Source organism: Ralstonia nicotianae (assembly GCF_018243235.1).
GTDB lineage: Bacteria > Pseudomonadota > Gammaproteobacteria > Burkholderiales > Burkholderiaceae > Ralstonia > Ralstonia nicotianae.
The window spans coordinates 1,625,525-1,642,246 of record NZ_CP046675.1 but is presented as its reverse complement, the minus strand read 5'-3'; the positions used below and the strand labels follow the sequence as shown (position 1 = coordinate 1,642,246).

Annotated in this window: 13 protein-coding genes and 1 pseudogene; 7 read left to right on the top strand and 7 right to left on the bottom strand. The window is 64.5% G+C overall.

The window, feature by feature from the left end; genetic code table 11:
- The first annotated feature begins 74 nt into the window (after nucleotides 1–74).
- Nucleotides 75–1,556, top strand: coding sequence for an AMP nucleosidase (locus GO999_RS23095; protein ID WP_011003529.1), 1,482 nt, complete (start codon nucleotides 75–77; stop codon nucleotides 1,554–1,556).
- 47 nt (nucleotides 1,557–1,603) lie between these two features.
- Here the strand turns inward: GO999_RS23095 and GO999_RS23090 are convergent, their stop codons facing one another.
- The 4 genes from GO999_RS23090 to GO999_RS23075 all read right to left on the bottom strand — a co-directional run bounded on the left by GO999_RS23090 (nucleotide 1,604) and on the right by GO999_RS23075 (nucleotide 4,995).
- Entirely contained in the window at nucleotides 1,604–3,166 is a 1,563-nt protein-coding gene (locus tag GO999_RS23090; RefSeq protein ID WP_021156165.1) for a carotenoid oxygenase family protein, read from the bottom strand.
- Between the two features lie 14 nt (nucleotides 3,167–3,180).
- Nucleotides 3,181–3,633 (bottom strand): DUF2141 domain-containing protein, encoded by a 453-nt coding sequence (locus GO999_RS23085; RefSeq protein ID WP_016725207.1) that lies wholly within the window; start codon nucleotides 3,631–3,633, stop codon nucleotides 3,181–3,183.
- 222 nt (nucleotides 3,634–3,855) lie between these two features.
- Complete coding sequence (locus tag GO999_RS23080; protein ID WP_011003525.1) at nucleotides 3,856–4,077, bottom strand: hypothetical protein; 222 nt, start codon at nucleotides 4,075–4,077, stop codon at nucleotides 3,856–3,858.
- Between the two features lie 126 nt (nucleotides 4,078–4,203).
- A complete protein-coding gene (locus GO999_RS23075) occupies nucleotides 4,204–4,995 on the bottom strand; it encodes a phytanoyl-CoA dioxygenase family protein (RefSeq protein WP_020829574.1) in 792 nt (263 codons plus the stop codon).
- A 456-nt stretch (nucleotides 4,996–5,451) separates the two neighbouring features.
- Here GO999_RS23075 and GO999_RS23070 point away from each other — a divergent pair, with 456 nt between their 5' ends.
- On the top strand, nucleotides 5,452–5,769 hold the full coding sequence (locus GO999_RS23070) for a hypothetical protein (RefSeq protein WP_200764382.1): 318 nt from the start codon (nucleotides 5,452–5,454) through the stop codon (nucleotides 5,767–5,769).
- A 228-nt stretch (nucleotides 5,770–5,997) separates the two neighbouring features.
- Here GO999_RS23070 and GO999_RS23065 read toward each other — a convergent pair whose 3' ends face one another.
- Nucleotides 5,998–7,017, bottom strand: a complete 1,020-nt coding sequence (locus GO999_RS23065; protein ID WP_019719041.1) for an IS110 family RNA-guided transposase — start codon at nucleotides 7,015–7,017, stop codon at nucleotides 5,998–6,000.
- A 77-nt stretch (nucleotides 7,018–7,094) separates the two neighbouring features.
- On the opposite strand from GO999_RS23065, the gene GO999_RS23060 reads away from it, so the two are divergent.
- From GO999_RS23060 to GO999_RS23045, 4 genes are all read left to right on the top strand, one after another.
- Nucleotides 7,095–8,654 carry a Tle4 family T6SS lipase effector gene (locus GO999_RS23060; RefSeq protein ID WP_211906931.1) on the top strand — a complete coding sequence of 520 codons (1,560 nt, stop codon included), beginning with the start codon at nucleotides 7,095–7,097 and terminating at the stop codon, nucleotides 8,652–8,654.
- Nucleotides 8,651–10,153, top strand: coding sequence for a T6SS immunity protein Tli4 family protein (locus tag GO999_RS23055; RefSeq protein WP_211906930.1), 1,503 nt, complete (start codon nucleotides 8,651–8,653; stop codon nucleotides 10,151–10,153). Before GO999_RS23060 ends, GO999_RS23055 begins: the two co-directional genes overlap by 4 nt.
- A 46-nt stretch (nucleotides 10,154–10,199) precedes the next feature.
- Entirely contained in the window at nucleotides 10,200–10,466 is a 267-nt protein-coding gene (locus GO999_RS23050; RefSeq protein WP_019719105.1) for a PAAR domain-containing protein, read from the top strand.
- 494 nt (nucleotides 10,467–10,960) lie between these two features.
- Nucleotides 10,961–11,455, top strand: coding sequence for an acyl-CoA thioesterase (locus GO999_RS23045; protein WP_011003518.1), 495 nt, complete (start codon nucleotides 10,961–10,963; stop codon nucleotides 11,453–11,455).
- 279 nt (nucleotides 11,456–11,734) lie between these two features.
- Here GO999_RS23045 and GO999_RS25140 read toward each other — a convergent pair.
- A pseudogene (locus GO999_RS25140) lies at nucleotides 11,735–12,563 on the bottom strand (nucleotidyl transferase AbiEii/AbiGii toxin family protein); the annotation flags it as partial.
- Nucleotides 12,560–13,291, bottom strand: coding sequence for a type IV toxin-antitoxin system AbiEi family antitoxin domain-containing protein (locus GO999_RS23035; RefSeq protein WP_211906929.1), 732 nt, complete (start codon nucleotides 13,289–13,291; stop codon nucleotides 12,560–12,562). The gene GO999_RS23035 and the pseudogene GO999_RS25140, both read right to left, overlap by 4 nt.
- Nucleotides 13,292–14,285: 994 nt before the next feature.
- On the opposite strand from GO999_RS23035, the gene GO999_RS23030 reads away from it, so the two are divergent.
- On the top strand, nucleotides 14,286–16,712 hold the full coding sequence (locus GO999_RS23030; RefSeq protein ID WP_029240445.1) for a decarboxylase: 2,427 nt from the start codon (nucleotides 14,286–14,288) through the stop codon (nucleotides 16,710–16,712).
- Nucleotides 16,713–16,722 lie beyond the last annotated feature (10 nt).

The following is a 16,722-nucleotide window of genomic DNA, read 5'->3' as shown; positions in this document are numbered from 1 at the left end:
CACCCGACCGGCACAGGCGGACGGCGCCGCGCCATCGCTATCGCCACCCCGCTAAACGCCGGTATGATGTTTCCATGACCGATACCCGCGCCTCCGCCCACCTCTATCCCGCGCACGACCTGGCGGTCTGCACCGACGCCGGCAGCGCCGTCGAGCGCATCACCGCCATCTACGACCGCTCCGCGCAGGCGATCCGCGCGCGCTTCCACGCCTTCGCGCGCGGCGAAGCGCTCGACGACGACACCCCGGCCTGCTACCCCTATCTGGGCATCACCGTCGATCCGAAGACGCTGGTAAGCGATGCGCGGCCGTCGTGGGGCACGGTGGCGTATCCGGGCGTGTACGGCACCACGCTCACGCGGCCCGACCTCTTCCGCGAGTACTACCGCGTGCAGATCGAACGGCTGCTGCACTATCACAACAGCCCGGTGGTGGTGGGCGTGAGCAACCGGCCGATCCCGCTGCCGTTCGTGGTGGAGGCCTCCACCATCGACATCACGCCCGAGCAGGCGCGCGCGCTGGGCGGCGCCTTCCCGCTGCCGGACCTGGCGCAGATCGACGATGCCATCGCCAACGGTACCTACCGCCCGGCCGACAACGAGCCGCAGCCGCTGTCGATGTTCACCGCCGAGCGCGTCGACCTGGCCCTGCAGCGGCTGTACCACTACACCGCCACGCACCCGAAGCACTTCCAGCGCTTCGTGCTGTTCACCAACTACCAGCGCTACGTCGACGAGTTCGCCGCCCTCGGCCGCAAGCTGATGGAGGAAGGCAACGACGAAGGCTACGTCCGCTTTGTCGAGCCCGGCGACACCGTGCACGAGCTCGGCACGCCCGCGCCCGACGACTCGCACCGCATCAAGGGCCTGCCGCAGATGCCGGCCTACCACCTGGTGCGCGAAGACCGCCTGGGCGTGACGCTGGTCAACATCGGCGTCGGCCCGTCCAACGCCAAGACCATCACCGACCACCTGGCCGTGCTGCGCCCGCACTGCTGGATGATGATCGGCCACTGCGGCGGCCTGCGCCGTTCGCAGCAGCTGGGCGACTACGTGCTCGCCCACGCCTACGTGCGCGACGACCACGTGCTCGACCAGGACCTGCCGCCGTGGGTGCCGGTGCCCCCCATCGCCGAGATCCAGGTGGCGCTGCAGGAGGCCGTGGCGCGCATCACCGGCCTGTCGGGCTCGGACATGAAATCGCGCATGCGCACGGGCACGGTGGTCTCCACCGACGACCGCAACTGGGAACTGAAATACCAGGCGCTGTACACGCGCTTCAACCAGTCGCGCGCCATCGCCATCGACATGGAGAGTGCCACCATCGCGGCCAACGGCTTCCGCCTGCGCGTGCCGTACGGCACCCTGCTGTGCGTGTCCGACAAGCCGCTGCACGGCGAACTCAAGCTGCGCGGCATGGCCAACCTGTTCTACCGCCAGCGCGTCTCGCAGCACCTGGCGATCGGCATGGAGGCGGTGCGCCTGCTGCGCGAGAACGGCGTAGAGACGCTGCACTCGCGCAAGCTGCGCAGTTTCGACGAGCCGGCCTTCCGCTAGGCCCTCCGGCCGGGGCGCGGCGGTGCCGGGCTGCCCGCCGCCTCCGGTCACGCCGCCGCGCGCGGGCGGAACAGCCCGTGGAACCCCAGCGGCACCACGCCCTCGCGCGCGGCCACGGCCACCGGCCCCGCCGACACATTGCGCGCATCGAACACCGTCAGCAGCGTGCGGCCCGCATCCACGTCGAACACCGTGCCGAGCAGCCAGCCCTCGCCTTCCGGCGCGTTCGGCCCGGCCGGCACGAACAGGTGCTCCTCCACCAGCGCGCGCTGCGCGAAGCGGTAGCGCTGCACGTGGCCGGATTCCGTATCGAACCGCATCAGCGTATCGAAGCCGATCGGGCTGTCCGCCCCGGGCCGCGACACGGCATTCGCCACGCAGAACAGCGCGCGATGGCGCAATCCCGTGCGGCGCGTGTCGATCTTGGGAAACTCGGCCGCGTAGGGCGTCGCGGTCTGCCCGGCGCGGCCCGAGCGCAGGTCGAGCGTGAGCTGCGTCAGCCTGGCCGGCGCGGCCGGATGCACGATGTGGCCGCGCATCAGCTCGCGCAGCGCGGTGGTGACGATCGCGGCATCGTCCGAGCGCACATAGTCGAGGTGGATGCGCTGGCCGTCCGGCGACGACCACGCGTTGCCCACATGGAAGACGAAGCCCGCCGGCAGCTCGAACCAGCGCATGCGCGCGGCGTCGTTCTTGTCGAGCACCAGCGCGCGCATGCCCAGCTCGGGCCGCCACACGTGCGCGTCGAGAAACGACGCGCCATCGCGCGCACGCTCCACGTCGTAGATGAAGGACGGCAGCAGGAAGACGAGGTGCCGCTGTGTCACGGCAAAGTCATGCACCATGGCCATCTGCGGCACGCGCACCGACTGGGCGCGCCTGAGCGCGCCGTCCGCGCCCACGCAATACACCGTCAGCAGACCCGCGGCGCTGCTCACGCCGAAGTTCCACAGCGTGCCGTCCGCCTCCACCTTGGGATGCGCGGAGAACGGCATGCCGGCGTAGTCGGCGCGCCAGGTCTTGACGCCCAGCGTGCGCAGCGAGTCCGGGTCGAGCCGCGTGGCCGAGCCGCCCTCCCACAACGCCAGCAGCTCGTCGCCGCGCATCACCACGCTGGTGTTGGCGACGTTGATCGCATCCGGCGAATCGATCGGCACCATGCCCGGCAGCAGCGTGGCGAAGGTGCCGCGCACCGGCCGGCCCGCGGCGGTATCGGCAACGAACTTGTCGGTGCGCACGAATACGCCGCGATGCGTGACCCGTGTCCGCGCGCCGCGCGTGTCGATATCGTAGCGCTGGATCAGGCCGTCGCCGTCGAACAGGTGGTGATAGCGCAGGCCGCCGATCTGGTGCCGCGCCGGTCCGTTGCGATACAGGGAACCGTGCAGCGCGGCCGGGAAGCGGCCCTCCACCGTGAGCGCGCTGGGCGGCAGATCGGCGGACACGCCCTCGAAGCCGGCCAGCCAGGCGCGCTCGGCCCGCGCGGCGGCAAAGCCGGACGCCCAGGCGTCGGCCGACTCCGTTGCCATGGCCATGACATCGCGCGGCGTCAGGCCAAAGGGCGCTGCCAGCCCCAGGCCGGCAGCGGTGAGAAATGACCGGCGTTCCATGGCGGGCCTCACGCTCAGCGCAGGTGGATGGTCACGCGCTGGTCGCCCTGCACGTCGATGGCGGCATCGTCGAACGCGGGCGGACCGAAGCGCCCGCGCGCGTCGCGGCTGAATCCGTAGGGCTCGATGGGCAAGCCGGCCGGGTTGGTGTCGAGCTTGCCGTCGCCGTTGGTGTCCTGGAACACCGACAACGCATAGCGGCCGGCGGACAGATCGGTGTAGACGAAGGTGACACTGTCGCCCGTCACGCTATCGAGCGCGGCGACGTCCGCCCGCGCGGCGCGATCCGGCTGAAGCCAGTGCGCGGCATCGCGGAACACGGCGGCGCGCACCGTGCCCTGGCGGTTCCGGGCGCCTTCGATGGTGACGGTCAGCGTGGCGGCGGACGCGGACGCCGCGAGCAACAGCAGGGCGAGCGCCGCCCCGGCAAGGCGCGCGCGGCGCAACGGCATCGACGACATGGACATGGGGAGCCTCCTGGCGGGCCGGCCCGGGTGGCCGGCGTTCAGGAGGCAGTCTAGGCAAGCGTGCCCCCAACGTCCCGCCTGCTGCGACCAACGGTTCGATGCGCGGTGCCAACGGTGGCGCTGCGCGATGAACCCATCACGCCTGCAACGGCCGGGGCAAAGACAGCGCGCCCGGCGCGGGCACCGCAGCGGGCGCGACGGCGGGCGGCGTCGACCGGAAGGTCAGTGGGGAAGCTGGGTGAGACGCTGTTCGGCCAGCAGCACGCTGGCACTGATGGCGAGCTGGGACGAGATGAACCCTTCGGGCATCTCCACATCTTCCCAGTCGTACACGACACGGCCGGCACGGCAGATCTGGAAGCGCGCCATCCAGCGATGGTCTGCACGCTGCAGGGGATCGACCAGGATGATGTGCGGGCCGTGGACCACTTCCTGAATCGGCATGTCCGCCTCCTTGGGGCGTCGATCGGGGCTCCACCTTAACAACCACGCGTGACACCCATCTGTCCGCCGATCACCTACAAACGACTGGGGACTGGGCTGCAAACGTTGGAGCCGTACGCGTGCAACTCAGCCCACCAGGGGATCGGGCCGCGCCGACGAGCGCGTGCCCGGTAACGGTGTGTTGTCCGTTCCATAATAGGTCGTGACCAGCGAGAACTTAATGGCGCCCGTCTGATTCGCGCGCGCGGCGTGGAACGTGTTGCAGTGGAAGAGCAGCACGTCGCCGGGCAGCAGCGGTACGGGGCGCGCGGTGTCGATCAGCGCGCGGTTCTCCGGCAGGTCCTGGCGCAAGAACAGCTTGTCGTCGAAGCGCCCGGCCGGCAGGTCGAGCGTGTGGCTGCCGGGAATGACCCACAGGCAGCCGTTGTCCACCGTTTCCTCCACCAGCGCCAGCCAGGCCGACACCAGCTCGTTGCGCGCGAACGACCAGTAGCGGCTGTCGCGGTGCCAGTGCGTGGCGGTGCCGAACGCCGGGTGCTTGGTCATCACGCAGTTGTGATGGGCGAGGGACAGGTGCACCGGCGCGCCGATCAGCTGGGCGATCGGGGTGGCCACGCGCGCATCGCGGGCCCAATCGGTGAACGGCGTGCCGCGCGAATCGGCATCGAGCAGGCGACGCACCGTCCGGCCACCCACGGCATCGCGCGAGGCGGGCGCGCCCGCATAGCCGACATCGGCCTCCAGCTCGACCGGCGGCACCGCAGCGTCCAGCGCGGCGCGGGCGGCAGCCAGCAGCGCCGCGCATTCGGACGGGCCGGCCAGCGCGCGCAGGATCAGGTAGCCGTGCCGATGGAAAAAGGCTTGCTGCTCGGCATCCAGCGCATGCGACTGGGCGAGCACGGGGGCAGACGTGGTCATGGAAATCGGGGGGACAGGACCGCCAGGCGGCGTGATCGAGTCGACCAGTGTAGCGCGATGCCCAAGCTTGCGCAGATTCGATATTCAAGTGGTCCGTACCCGAAGCCGCATGCGGGCAAGGCAAAGTCCCAACAGCAAACAGGGTGAAACGCGGCCAGCCCAACACGCTACGCGGATGCCACCCGGCTCAGCCCCCTGGGGGCCCCATCCGGCTGAGGCCATCGAATCGCCCACTGGCCCCGCATCGTTGGGCAGTGATTATTGCCCATTAACAAACGAGAAACGCACGGGTTTCAGCCTTTCAAATCGGCACGAAAGTGCGCTTGTTCCCGGCCATTTGGATGTCTATACTCGACAACCTAAAAACGAGACTGCCTCGGGGTCTCACGCTTGTACCCATCAGGAACGGCATGGCAGCGGCGCCTCTATTCAATCGACCGAATATCGACGATTCGATTGATTGAATATTCCCCCGAGTCGTCACCCCTGATTTTCCGTTCGAGCCTCAACCTGCCCACCAATAACGGGCATTTCGACCGGCACCACCTTCGCGCACGACGCCTTGGAAATTCTCGACTGACCCGCGCCATGCCTTACGTCTATCAGCTTCCCACCTACCCCGAACACGGCGGGCGCAAAACCCAGGGGTTCCTCTCGCCCGTCGAGGACAAGTCCATCCAGCGCGCGAGCATCCTGCCGCGCCGTGTGCTGCCCATCATCTTTATATGGACGCCTCCTGTTTGGCAAGATGTCGATGAGTTGTCGAACAAGTAAGAAGGCTGCGGTTTTATATCCGGCCTATACAGGACGAACCCCGCTGGCCCCTATGGAATCCGCTGACTCACGCCTCATTTTTGCCACGGACCATGATGTCCAGAAGACGATGCAGGTTTGGTGAGCCCCGGTCTAACCTGTTTGCCATCACAATCGATACCTTGCGCAACCTGGGAAGTTCGCGTTCAGTGCAACATCAAGGGCATCCGGATGCCATACATGGTGCCGTCATGCAATTGCCGCCGTATAGTCAGCTCGGTATGAGCATCGGTGCGCAAGCAATGCCCAAATCGTCCGCGCCATCTTGTTTGCTAAGGCCACTATCACAATGTTGAGCGGTCGCCGCTGCCTGAGCTTTGCTGCCCATGACTCTGCATCTTTCACGTGCTTCATGACCGAGCGCGCCCCGTGAATGAGCAAGGTGCGCAAGTAGCGGTCGCCTCGTTTGCTGATTCCAAGTAGGCGCACCTTCCCTCCCGTCCCAATCTGCGCTGGCACCAAGCCGAGCCAAGCTGCAAACTCACGACCAGATTTGAAGGCCTTCGCATTGCCCATTGCGGCAACTGCCGCAGTCGCAGTCAAGAAGCCGACGCCTGGAATATCCGCAATTGCCTTGCACGCATCGCTTTCCTGTAGCCATGCCCTCAAGCGCCGCTCGATACGGGCAATCTCCTCGTCCATGTTGCTCAGACGTTGCCATTGCTCTCTGAGGGAATCTATCAGGACTGCCGGCAATCGCGACTCCAGCCGTGCGAGCACGTCGGGCATCGCTCGGCTCATCGCGGCCCGCCCCAATGCCATGACTTCGCCGTACTCGCTCAGCAGTCCACGCAAGCAATTCGATTGAGAGCGCCGGAATATCACTAGCTGCTGGCGCATGCGATGCAGCGCTAGAACGGCCTGCTGCGCTTCGGTCTTGATTGCCACTGTCTTGATGCCAGGTTGACTCGTTGCAGCCCAGATGGCGCGCGCGTCAGCAACGTCGTTCTTGTTGCCTGTCACAAACGCCTTGACCAGCTTGCCCGGCATCAGTTTGACCTGATGTCCAAGTTCGCTTAACCGCCGTGCCCAGTGTTGTGAGCTGCCACACGCTTCCATGCCAATCAGACAGGGTTCACGATTTGCGAAATGTTCCAAGAAGGCACCTCGCTTGAGTTGCCGGTCAACCACTTCCCCCGTCTCGCGGTCAATCCAGTGCAACTGAAAGACCTGCTTCGCAATGTCAACGCCAATGATGGTCGGTTCCATTTCCGCTCTCCCTGGAAAGGTGGTGACGCACCATTATTGCTGCGGCGGAGGCGTCCATACCATTTTTGCCGGGGATCATGGGCACCAATCTGCGCCTGAAGCCCGAGCGGCAGCGCGAACTGCGCAGGGACAACAACATCGCTTGGCGACCCGAGCGGTATGGATTTGCCTATGACATGACCGACGCCGATACACGAACACGCCAGTTGCTACTGGACCCGGAGATGACTGAGGTGGACACCTACGATCCGGACCACAACCCGACCGGCGACCCGAAGGAAACGGCAAACATGCGACACGACAACGTGAGCCTGCCGAAATTCAAGCTCGACGTGGGTATCGAAACGCCGCTGATTTGCGATGACCCGCCCACGGCCAAGCCGCGCCAGACCAAGGAGCACAAGGCGCGCAAGCGCGGATGGGGCGAGGTGTATTTCGACAGCTACCGGCTGCTGCTGGAGCGCTGCGAACAGCGCCTGAATTCGGCGTTTTGGGGCGGGCAGCTCGACAAGTGGTGGAAGTGCGTCGTTGGCGTGGCGCCCTCCACATGGCAGGCGAACCAGCAGCCAGCCTTGGCGCCTTTGACCGAGGACGACCTGAAACAAGCCGTTAAGGGCTGCTGGTTCCCGGTGCATGCCGTGGGCTATAACTGGCTGAAATCCAACTGGGAATCCGCCGAGTATGTTGCCCAGCGCATCGAGAAGATCATGGCGGATTACCGGCAATGGGGCTTCCAGTGCGAGAAGGTCATTGTAGTGACCCACTCAATGGGCGGGTTGGTCGGACGTGCCTTGGTGCATCCCAGGATCGGCAAGATGCAGGACAAGGTGTTGGGCGTGGTGCACGGCGTGCAGCCATCCATTGGCGCGGCGACGGCCTACAAACGCATGCGCTGCGGCTTCGAGGACGCGGGCATGTTGCACGGTCCCATCGCGAGCGTCACGGCAAAAATCTGCGGCAACATGGGCGCCGAAGTGACGGCCGTTCTGGCCAATTCTCCGGGCGGCCTGCAACTGCTGCCCAGTGAAGCCTATGGCAACGGCTGGCTGCGCGTGACGCACAAGGGCCGCACGCTCAGGAGCCTGCCGCAGACCGGCGACCCCTACGAGGAAATCTACAAGCTGCAAGACCGATGGTATGGGCTACTGCGTCCCGAGTGGATCAACCCCGGTGGTGACAAGGAGGGAGGCATTGAGCGCACGCATGGATATCTGAATGAAGCCAGAGCGTTCCACCGCACCATTGAGCAGACCTACCACGACCAGAGCTACGCGCACTACGGCGCCGACAGTGGCCGCCCGACCTGGCGCAACGTGACGTGGGAAATCAACGAGCGGTCGATGGTCGGCAATGTCGATGCCCTGCGGATCGTGACCGACACGCAGCAAGGGGCGTTGGAGCTGACCGGCACCACAGCGCAACGCATCCGCGTGCATCTGCTGCCGGCGGATGGCGCTGGCGATCAGACCGTGCCGCTGTACTCCGCCGACCACCAACTGCGCAGCGGCAAGTTCAAAGGGCTGTTCCGGCAGACCGGCTATGAGCACCAATCGAGCTACAAGGATGAGCACGCGCTGTGCTCCACCCTCTACAGCCTTGTACGCATCGCGCAAACCATGCAGTGGAGCACCCCATGACGCCACCCCTGTTGCAACGCCTGCGGCGCCATGCCCGATGGAGCGCGCCCGCCTTGCTGGCCCTGATTGGCCTGACCGCTTACGCCATAGGCTGGTTCGACCGCACGCCCGAATCCTTTAGGAAACCGAATATGACCGCGCTGTCTCCCCGCCTGCAACCGCTGTTTGAGAAGACCAAGACGGTTTGCTTTGGGCGCTTCCTGATCGATGTGCCGGCTACGGCGACTGTCGTTTTCGGGCCCGTACGCGCCAGCACTCGGATCGAGCGGTTGCCAGGAGAGGGCGACAAGCTGGAGGAGTATGTTGCCAAGCGAGAAACGGAACTCAAAGCGCAAGATCGTTATGACGAAAAACGAGACGACCTGAATCGTTATAAGGAAACCTTGGACGGCGCTGTATCGGGCCAGAAGATCGTGGTGGGCTATCAGAATTTCCGAGGTTCTTTTTATGAGGTGGAGTCCTATATTCGTCTAGGTCAGGATTTGTATATCCAAGAAACCCAGGCGCCTGTCGAACCGTACAAACTCACCGGCCAAACACCGAAGAAATCGGTGATCGCGAGTCTTGGCGATGCAATCGAGGATTTGAACGCTACTGCCCGCAACCTGCATGCCCGCGCCGACGACGAGGTTCCCACCGCCCCCGGTGTCTGTCTCGATGGTGCCTTCCTCGACGATTCGTCGGGCTGGCTGACGCACGAGCGGATTCCCCTCGGCATCCGCCTCAAGGAATTCCCCGACGTGCATATCTCTATCGACACCAGCCGTAACCAGGGCCGATTGATAGAATCAAGCGCCTTGGAACCCCGGCTCAAGCGGGCCGAAGCGAACACGATTCGCATGGGCGGCGGCGACTGGTATCGCCAGATCAAGATGCTGCGCCGGGGCGACCGCCAGATCGAGGGGTGGACCGGCTATGAAGCGCTGGGACACTTGCCCGAACAAGAGAGCGTGAGCGCGCATCACGATTTCCAGTTCATGAGCCTGGGCCACCCGACCGACCCGCTCAAGCCTTTGCTCGACGTGCAGATGCAAACCGGCGTCGCCGACAACATGGTCGGCAAGCACCGCCCGAGCATTACCGACGAAGAGGCCGTTGCGCTATGGGACAAGCTGACCTCCACCATTCGCGTGCGCCCCGTTGGCGGCCCCGGCACGGGCAAGGCCGTATCCAACGATCCGCTGCCCCCGCATGCCCCGTCCGCGCCATTGGGCGAACTCGCCGCCACCGGCCGTCAGTGTCCGCAAACCGGCTGGTGGCAATGCCCTGATGTTGGCGCCATCGATGGCGGCCACCGCTTCATCCGTGAGGGACAAGTCATGCCCAAGGTCGCCATCGTGGGCAAGCCTTCGCTGTGGCAGCGCCTCAAGGGCGAGCGGCCGATGCGGCAGACGGCCACCGTGTGGACGCTGCTGAGCTACGAGCCCATGCCCGACACGGCCGATGCTTCTGCGCTGCCTTCCAGCGCGCCGGTCAAGACCGATGGAGAACGGGCATGAGTGACCAGCGGAATGCCGCCCGCCAATCGATCATCTGACACGTCCCGTGCCCCGAGTCATCCGCCTGGGCGACCCCACCGAGCACGGTGGCGCCGTCGTCCAAACCTCCGCCCCAAACTTCAAAGTCAACGGCGTCGCGGTTGCGCGCAAGGGTGGCCGCTGTTCCTGCCCGCGCGAGGGCCATCATGACTGCGTCATCATCGAAGGCGACGAGCATTTCAAGGTGGACGGCGTGCCCATCGCCTTCGAGGAACACAAAACCTCCTGCGGCGCGACGTTGACGGCCACCGTGGCCAGCTTCGGCACACGCTGATTCCACACCCCTTCCACCGCTTCTCGCGGGGCAACGCCCCAACTTGCCGGCACGGCGTGCAGCGCTTCGGGATACGTCATCGCTTCAACACCGTCTGTACGGCTTGCCGTAGATCCCCTCACGCACCAGCACAACACCAGCACAATCGCGATGCGCGCGACCCGGCAAGGGTGGAGTCGCGCGCCCCCTGCCTCGCCCCAATCGCGTGCCCCCCTCCCCCGCACGCACACATCCCGGGCACGCCGTCTCCATTGCCCGCCACTGCGCGGCGTTTTGACCACCCACGTTCCCCGGTCTTTCGTTGCAGGACACGCGCCCACGACAAAGCGCGATGGGCACCCTCCGCGCGGGAACACCACTGTCGTGGCGGACAAACATCGGGCCCGGCTCACGCCGCAGCGCAGCAGCTTTCAGGCAGAATGCTCCACCTGGCGCCGCCACGCGGCTCGCGGCGTACCCATTTCTTCGTCCCATAAGTCACTTTCTGCTGTCTCATGAACACGCAATCCCACCAGCTCAGCATGACCGTGCTGATGACCCCGGACATGGCCAACTTCTCGGGCAATGTGCACGGCGGCCACATCCTCAAGCTGCTCGACCAGGTGGCCTACGCCTGCGCCAGCCGCTACGCCGGCCGCTACGTGGTGACCCTGTCGGTGGACCAGGTGGTGTTCCGCCAGCCGATCCACGTGGGCGAACTGGTGACCTTCCTCGCCTCGGTCAACTACACCGGCCGGACCTCGATGGAGATCGGCATCAAGGTCGTGACCGAGAACATCCGCAACAAGGTGGTGCGCCACACCAACAGCTGCTACTTCACCATGGTGGCGGTGGACGACGACGGCAAGCCGGCCGACGTGCCCCCGCTGACGCCCACGGACGCGCAAGAGAAGGAGCGCTTCGAAGCCGCGCAGCAGCGGCGCGCGCTGCGGCAGGAGATGGAACAGCGGCACAAGGCGATCAAGGCAGCGTACAGCGCTGCGAATTGAGCCGTCGGCTCATCCGTTCGATCTCCGGAACGCCGACCGCCGTGCAGCACGGCGGCACACTTGCCTCAACGGCCATCCGTGGCGATCGGATTGCGGGTGTGTCCTTGGCAGCCGGGGATCGAGAGCGCGGCTGGAAGGCGCACCCGTGCCACGGACGGCATGCGCAACTGCAGTGAGTTCGGTGGTGCCCCACGCGCCCCAAACTCAAACCCGGTCAGGACTGCGCGTTCCCGCTGTCCGGTTTGACAAAGTGCTCGCGCAGCAAAGATTCCTGCTGTGCAAATCGCGCAGATGTTCATATGGCATCAGGGACCAGTCGGGTTCAGCGCGGACCAGCGATAGCAAGAACTGGCGGTGGTTCTCGGTGAGAGCGGCAGGCAGCTCCCGGTGCAGGCGACCTTGCGTTGCCTCAAGTACGTCAAGACCAACGGTTTCGAGAGTCATCCCAACGAAGTCGGTCTCGTAGACTTCCGCCATCGAATGTTTCGGGCCAAACAGCACTTCGTGAATGGGCCTGTTGTGCCCGGCGAGGTAGCCAACGAACGCATCCACGATATCTTCGCGCAAGCCGAAAAGAGCGTACATGTGCATCACGTCGAACAGATCGCGCGGATGCTGGCGGTCCAGGGCCGCGACAAGCTTGCTCCCATACAGCTCCGCTTCATGAAGCGTGGGCACGACGATGCGGGTGTTGAACGTTTCTTCGGCCGCTGGTGCGAGGGGGGCGTGCGACCGGTTCGAGCAATGTGCCCCTGGACACGTAGTTGACTTCCACCTTGACCGAGGTGTCACCGGAAATCACGGTGAGCTTCACTTCATCGCCCTTGGCTTTCCCGGATGGGGCGGCTTTCGAGAACTTCGTCGCATGCCCCTCGGCCTCGATTCGTTCTCGCGCGCGTTCCAGTTCGCTGCTGATCGCAGCAATCGCGTCATCTCTGGACAGCATTCGGTCGGTCAACACGACATCAATATCGACCGATAGACGCGGCATATCCTGCAAGAACAGATTCAACGCGGTACCACCTTTCATGGCGAAGATGGGCGTATCGAAAACAATCGGTGCAATGCCGAGCATCAGCCGGACGGTGCCTACGTAGATCTCGTTCATTGTGGTTTGAGTGTTAGCCGGCCGTTCTTCGTTTTGTTCGACCATCTTTTCCCGGCGCCAAGACGGTCAACATGCTTCTGAACGTCTCTTGCCCATGAAAAATCGGCCTCCAGCCCGAGGTCGCGCACGAGCCTGACGACCTTCACACGTTTGCAGTGGCTCAAAAACTCGTCCAGCACGTCGGAGCGGATATTGCGCAAGCCGACCATCAGGTTGCTCGCTTCCTCCATCGACTGGCCCTTCCCGATATCGCTCGCGAGCTCCAGGATGGCTCGCTCCGGCACAGAGACCCGTACCGCGGGGTCGCCGGCCGGAAGCAGTTTCAGGCCCTTCTCGTAGGGGAAATCTTCGTCGAACAGGGTTGTGGTCTGGTACGAGTAGCTCAGGTGCTCCGCCACCCACGGAGGAATGCGGTACGGCTTCTGTCCCCATAGGACGACCTGTTCCCGGAAGGCGATATTGTGGCGTACCCCCTGCCAGGCGAGGGCTGTTTTGCCACCAACATGCAGGCCGGGTATGCATTGGCCCAGATAGGCGATCGAGCCGTCTCTTGATGGCATGTCGCCGGTCAGAAGGTAGACCCCCTGCGAGAGACGCTGCAGCCAACCGGATTTGACCATGTACGCTGCGAGCGCTGCGCTCACCCCCATCTCCCTGAGCATGTCGGAATCGATCGGGTGGCCGCGCCGGCTTTCTTGCAGGAGCCGCTGGACTGTCTTGTTGCTCATGGGAGGTCCATTTGCGTTATCTGAATGCAGTATATGCGGAGAAATTTTTATTATATGCAATTTATTAACGCAACATGCTGACCTCTGCCTTGGCAGCGACAGCCCTGGGAGGAGCGTTGTTTTTTTGCTGAAACCACATAATTTATTTGAGTTTCATAAAATAAATAACGCGAAACGAAAACGCGAGCGCATGCATTTTCGCTCCGGCACCGTGATAGCACCTAGTTCGTACGCGCTTGGCTAACATGGCCTGGCTGTTCTCCCCCTCCGGACGGACGCCAGGCCCCAGGACGCAATCGGCCGCCCCCAGCGGCCGTTTTAGTTTGCGGTCTCACCTGGGCAGGAGAAGGTGCCAGCGTCGAGGACCGGCCGAAGGGCGCCCCCTATCCCGGATCTTGACCGCCCCGGAGTGGGGGCTGCCGAAAATCCGCCGTCCGCTGCGCTCCCGTGTGTCCGCCACAGATCCTCCACCCGGCGACCTTGCCAAGGTTGGGGCGCCGCCGCCACGGCGTCACGCGGGGATTCCTTGTGGCACACACGCAGCCTGCCAGTTCGGCCATTCCCTCGGCTCCGGCCGCCAGAAGCACAACTGTGGCACCAGCCGCAATGACGCCAGCGCCCTACAACCGGCACAACCGACGCAAGCGCATGGTTCTGAAACGGGTCAATGCATCGAATGCCCTCCCACCCTGCCAATCACGCGAGTAAATTCCAATAACAGCTGAATTCAGCGAATCAATTCTCAAAATTTTTTATCACAGGAGAAGACATTCATCTTGCGTGGTAATCTCCAAAAATACCAAGTCTTCACAAAAAAATACACCACCCTAATCGGCACAAGCGCAATTTAACAAAATTGCCTTCAACGCCACGCTAGCATTGAGTTTGCATCAATCGATATTCGCCCATCCATAAATGGCGGATAGGCATTGTTGCGCTCATTTCTTGCGAATGGCGTTTATTCAAGAATTCGATCTTGATATGGGATATAGGGATGAGTGGAAATTTAGGGATTTGCCTCGTTACACAATCAGAGGCGCTGCGTGAAAACGTCCGCTTCGTTATCGAGCAACTGAACAGCGGATTCGACCGCGCGGAGCATGCGTCTCGCGACAACCGGGGCGAATCCGTCGAAACCATCGGCCAAGCGCTCGGCAGGCAGCCGCACAGCCAAGCGGTGCTGGACACCCTGATGGCCCAGGCACAGGGCTACCTGCTGGACAATCTGGCGGAAACGGCCCGGGCACCACGCTTGAGCCTGCTGCATTTCGCCAGCGAAGACGCGGCATGCGAAGGCCTGCGCTCCCGGGCCGGCGATCTGCCGGTGGATGTCTTCATCGTCGATCAGGCACACCGGCCCCCGGAGCAGGCCTATGATCCGTTCGATGCGCTCTTCGAGGCCGGCGCCTGTGAAGGCCGGCACCAGCGTCTGACGCCCCACTCCGCGATGCTGTTCTGCTCGCCGGAAGCGTTGCCCTGGCTGATGCTCGGGATCGGGGGCAATCGTCACCTGCGGGTCAGGAGCGAAGACCAGGCCGCCTGCCGCGCCGACCTGCTGCGCCTGCTGCTCGATCACCTCGAGCACGCGCACCTCAACCGGATGCTGGCGCGCTCGGTGGTCAGCGGTGCGCTGCCTCCGGTGAGCGTGGCCAGCGAAATCACGCGCTTCATGCGCAGCCGCTGGGGCGATGCATGGGACTTCCATTCCTACACCGGCTCGATGGTGGCCGGCTTCATCCAGTCCATGCAGCAGTGCACGACCGACAGCGAGGTCCGCTGCCTGCATGGCTGCAACGAACACAGCCTGGCGGTGGCAGCGCTGGCCGGCTGGCAGCTGTTCGAGCGGGCCTTCGTGATCGCCGTGACCTCGGGCATGCTCGACGAATTCCGCGGCACCCTGTCCAACCTCAAACGGGCGGAGGCGCCGGGCCTGATCGTCTGCGCCGACAGCCCGGACAGCACCTGGTTCGCCTTCCAGGGCACCATGGACGCGGACAACGATAGCCGGCAGGTCATCGCCGCCCGGGGCCTGCGCCATGTCTTCATTCGCAAGGTCGAAGAGATCGGCGCGCGCCTGGAAGAAGCCTTCGCCATGCTCGCCGAGCGGCCCGAGCCGGTCTTCATCCTGGCGACCCAGGGCGTGCTGGAATCGCGCCCGGCGCAAGCGCTCCAGGTCAGCCTGCCTGCGCTTGCGCAGCCGGCCCCGGTGCCCGGCCCGAACGAGACGCAGCGCGCCGCGCTAGACGAGGCCATGCGGCTGATCAACCAGCAGCCGATGCACATCCTCTGGTTCTGCGGTCACCTCAGCACCGACCAGCGCGCGCGGGTGCAGCGCATTGCCCGGCGCGCCGGCATCGCCCTGGCGGACAGCATCACCCAGCCCGGCAGCATCGGCCCGTACCAGCACGGCGAATACCTGCCGAACTACCTCGGACCGCTGTCGCTGTATGGCTTCAGCCGGCGGATCTACAAGTTCCTGCATACCGACCACGAGATCAACGACACCGACAGCCAGTGCGTGTTCTTCATCAAGAGCAAGGTCGACCAGGCCACCACGCCGTTCTCCGAAGGCAAGCTCAAGCGCCAGCTGAAAGTGGTGCAGGTCAACCATAACCCCCGACACATCTCGCCATTCACCGACCTGGCGCTGGATCTGCCGCTGGACACCTTCCTCGCCCACGTGGAAAGCCGGCTCGACGTCGACGACGAGGTGCTGCGCGAACGCAAGGCCAAGCTGAGCGTCATGCAGAAGCTCCCGGAAACGGTGCCGACGGATTGCATCCGCACCACGCCGATGACGGCGAATTATTTCTTCCACCGCCTCGGTGCGCTGGTCCGCGACCTGATCGAGCAGGAAGACTACCGCTACATCGGCGTCTACGACGTCGGTCGCTGCGGCATCTCGGCGGTGCGCAACGTCCCTCGCACCAGTCCGGGGTTCTCCGGCTGGTACGGCCGGGCACTGATGGGCGACGCGCTGATGGCGCTGCCCTACATCGCCATCACCGGCTCGCAGAACGTGCTCGCCTTCGTCGGCGACGGTGCCCGCGCCCTGGTGCCGGACATCGAAGCGCGCCTGGCTGTCGGCCTGGCCCAAGACCCGCTCGGCGCGCGCAAGAACGTGACCCTGTTCTATCTCACCAACGGCGTCCTGTCGCTGATCCAGTCTTACCTGGACAAGCGCTACGCGCACAACGGCGCGGTGCAGGTTGCCGTGCCATCGCTGCGCAGCGCGCCGCCGCAGGAGCGGATCGGCGCGATCAGCCTGCGCCGCGAACACCTGAGCGACTTCGACGAGCCGGCGCTGCGCGCGGCCCTGACCGAGCCAGGGCGCCTGAACATTTTCGATGTCCTGCTCGCCCACAACTCCGAAGGAGACGGGCTGAGCCTCGTCTCCGAAACCGCCTGGAACCGCCAATGAATCCGTCCAC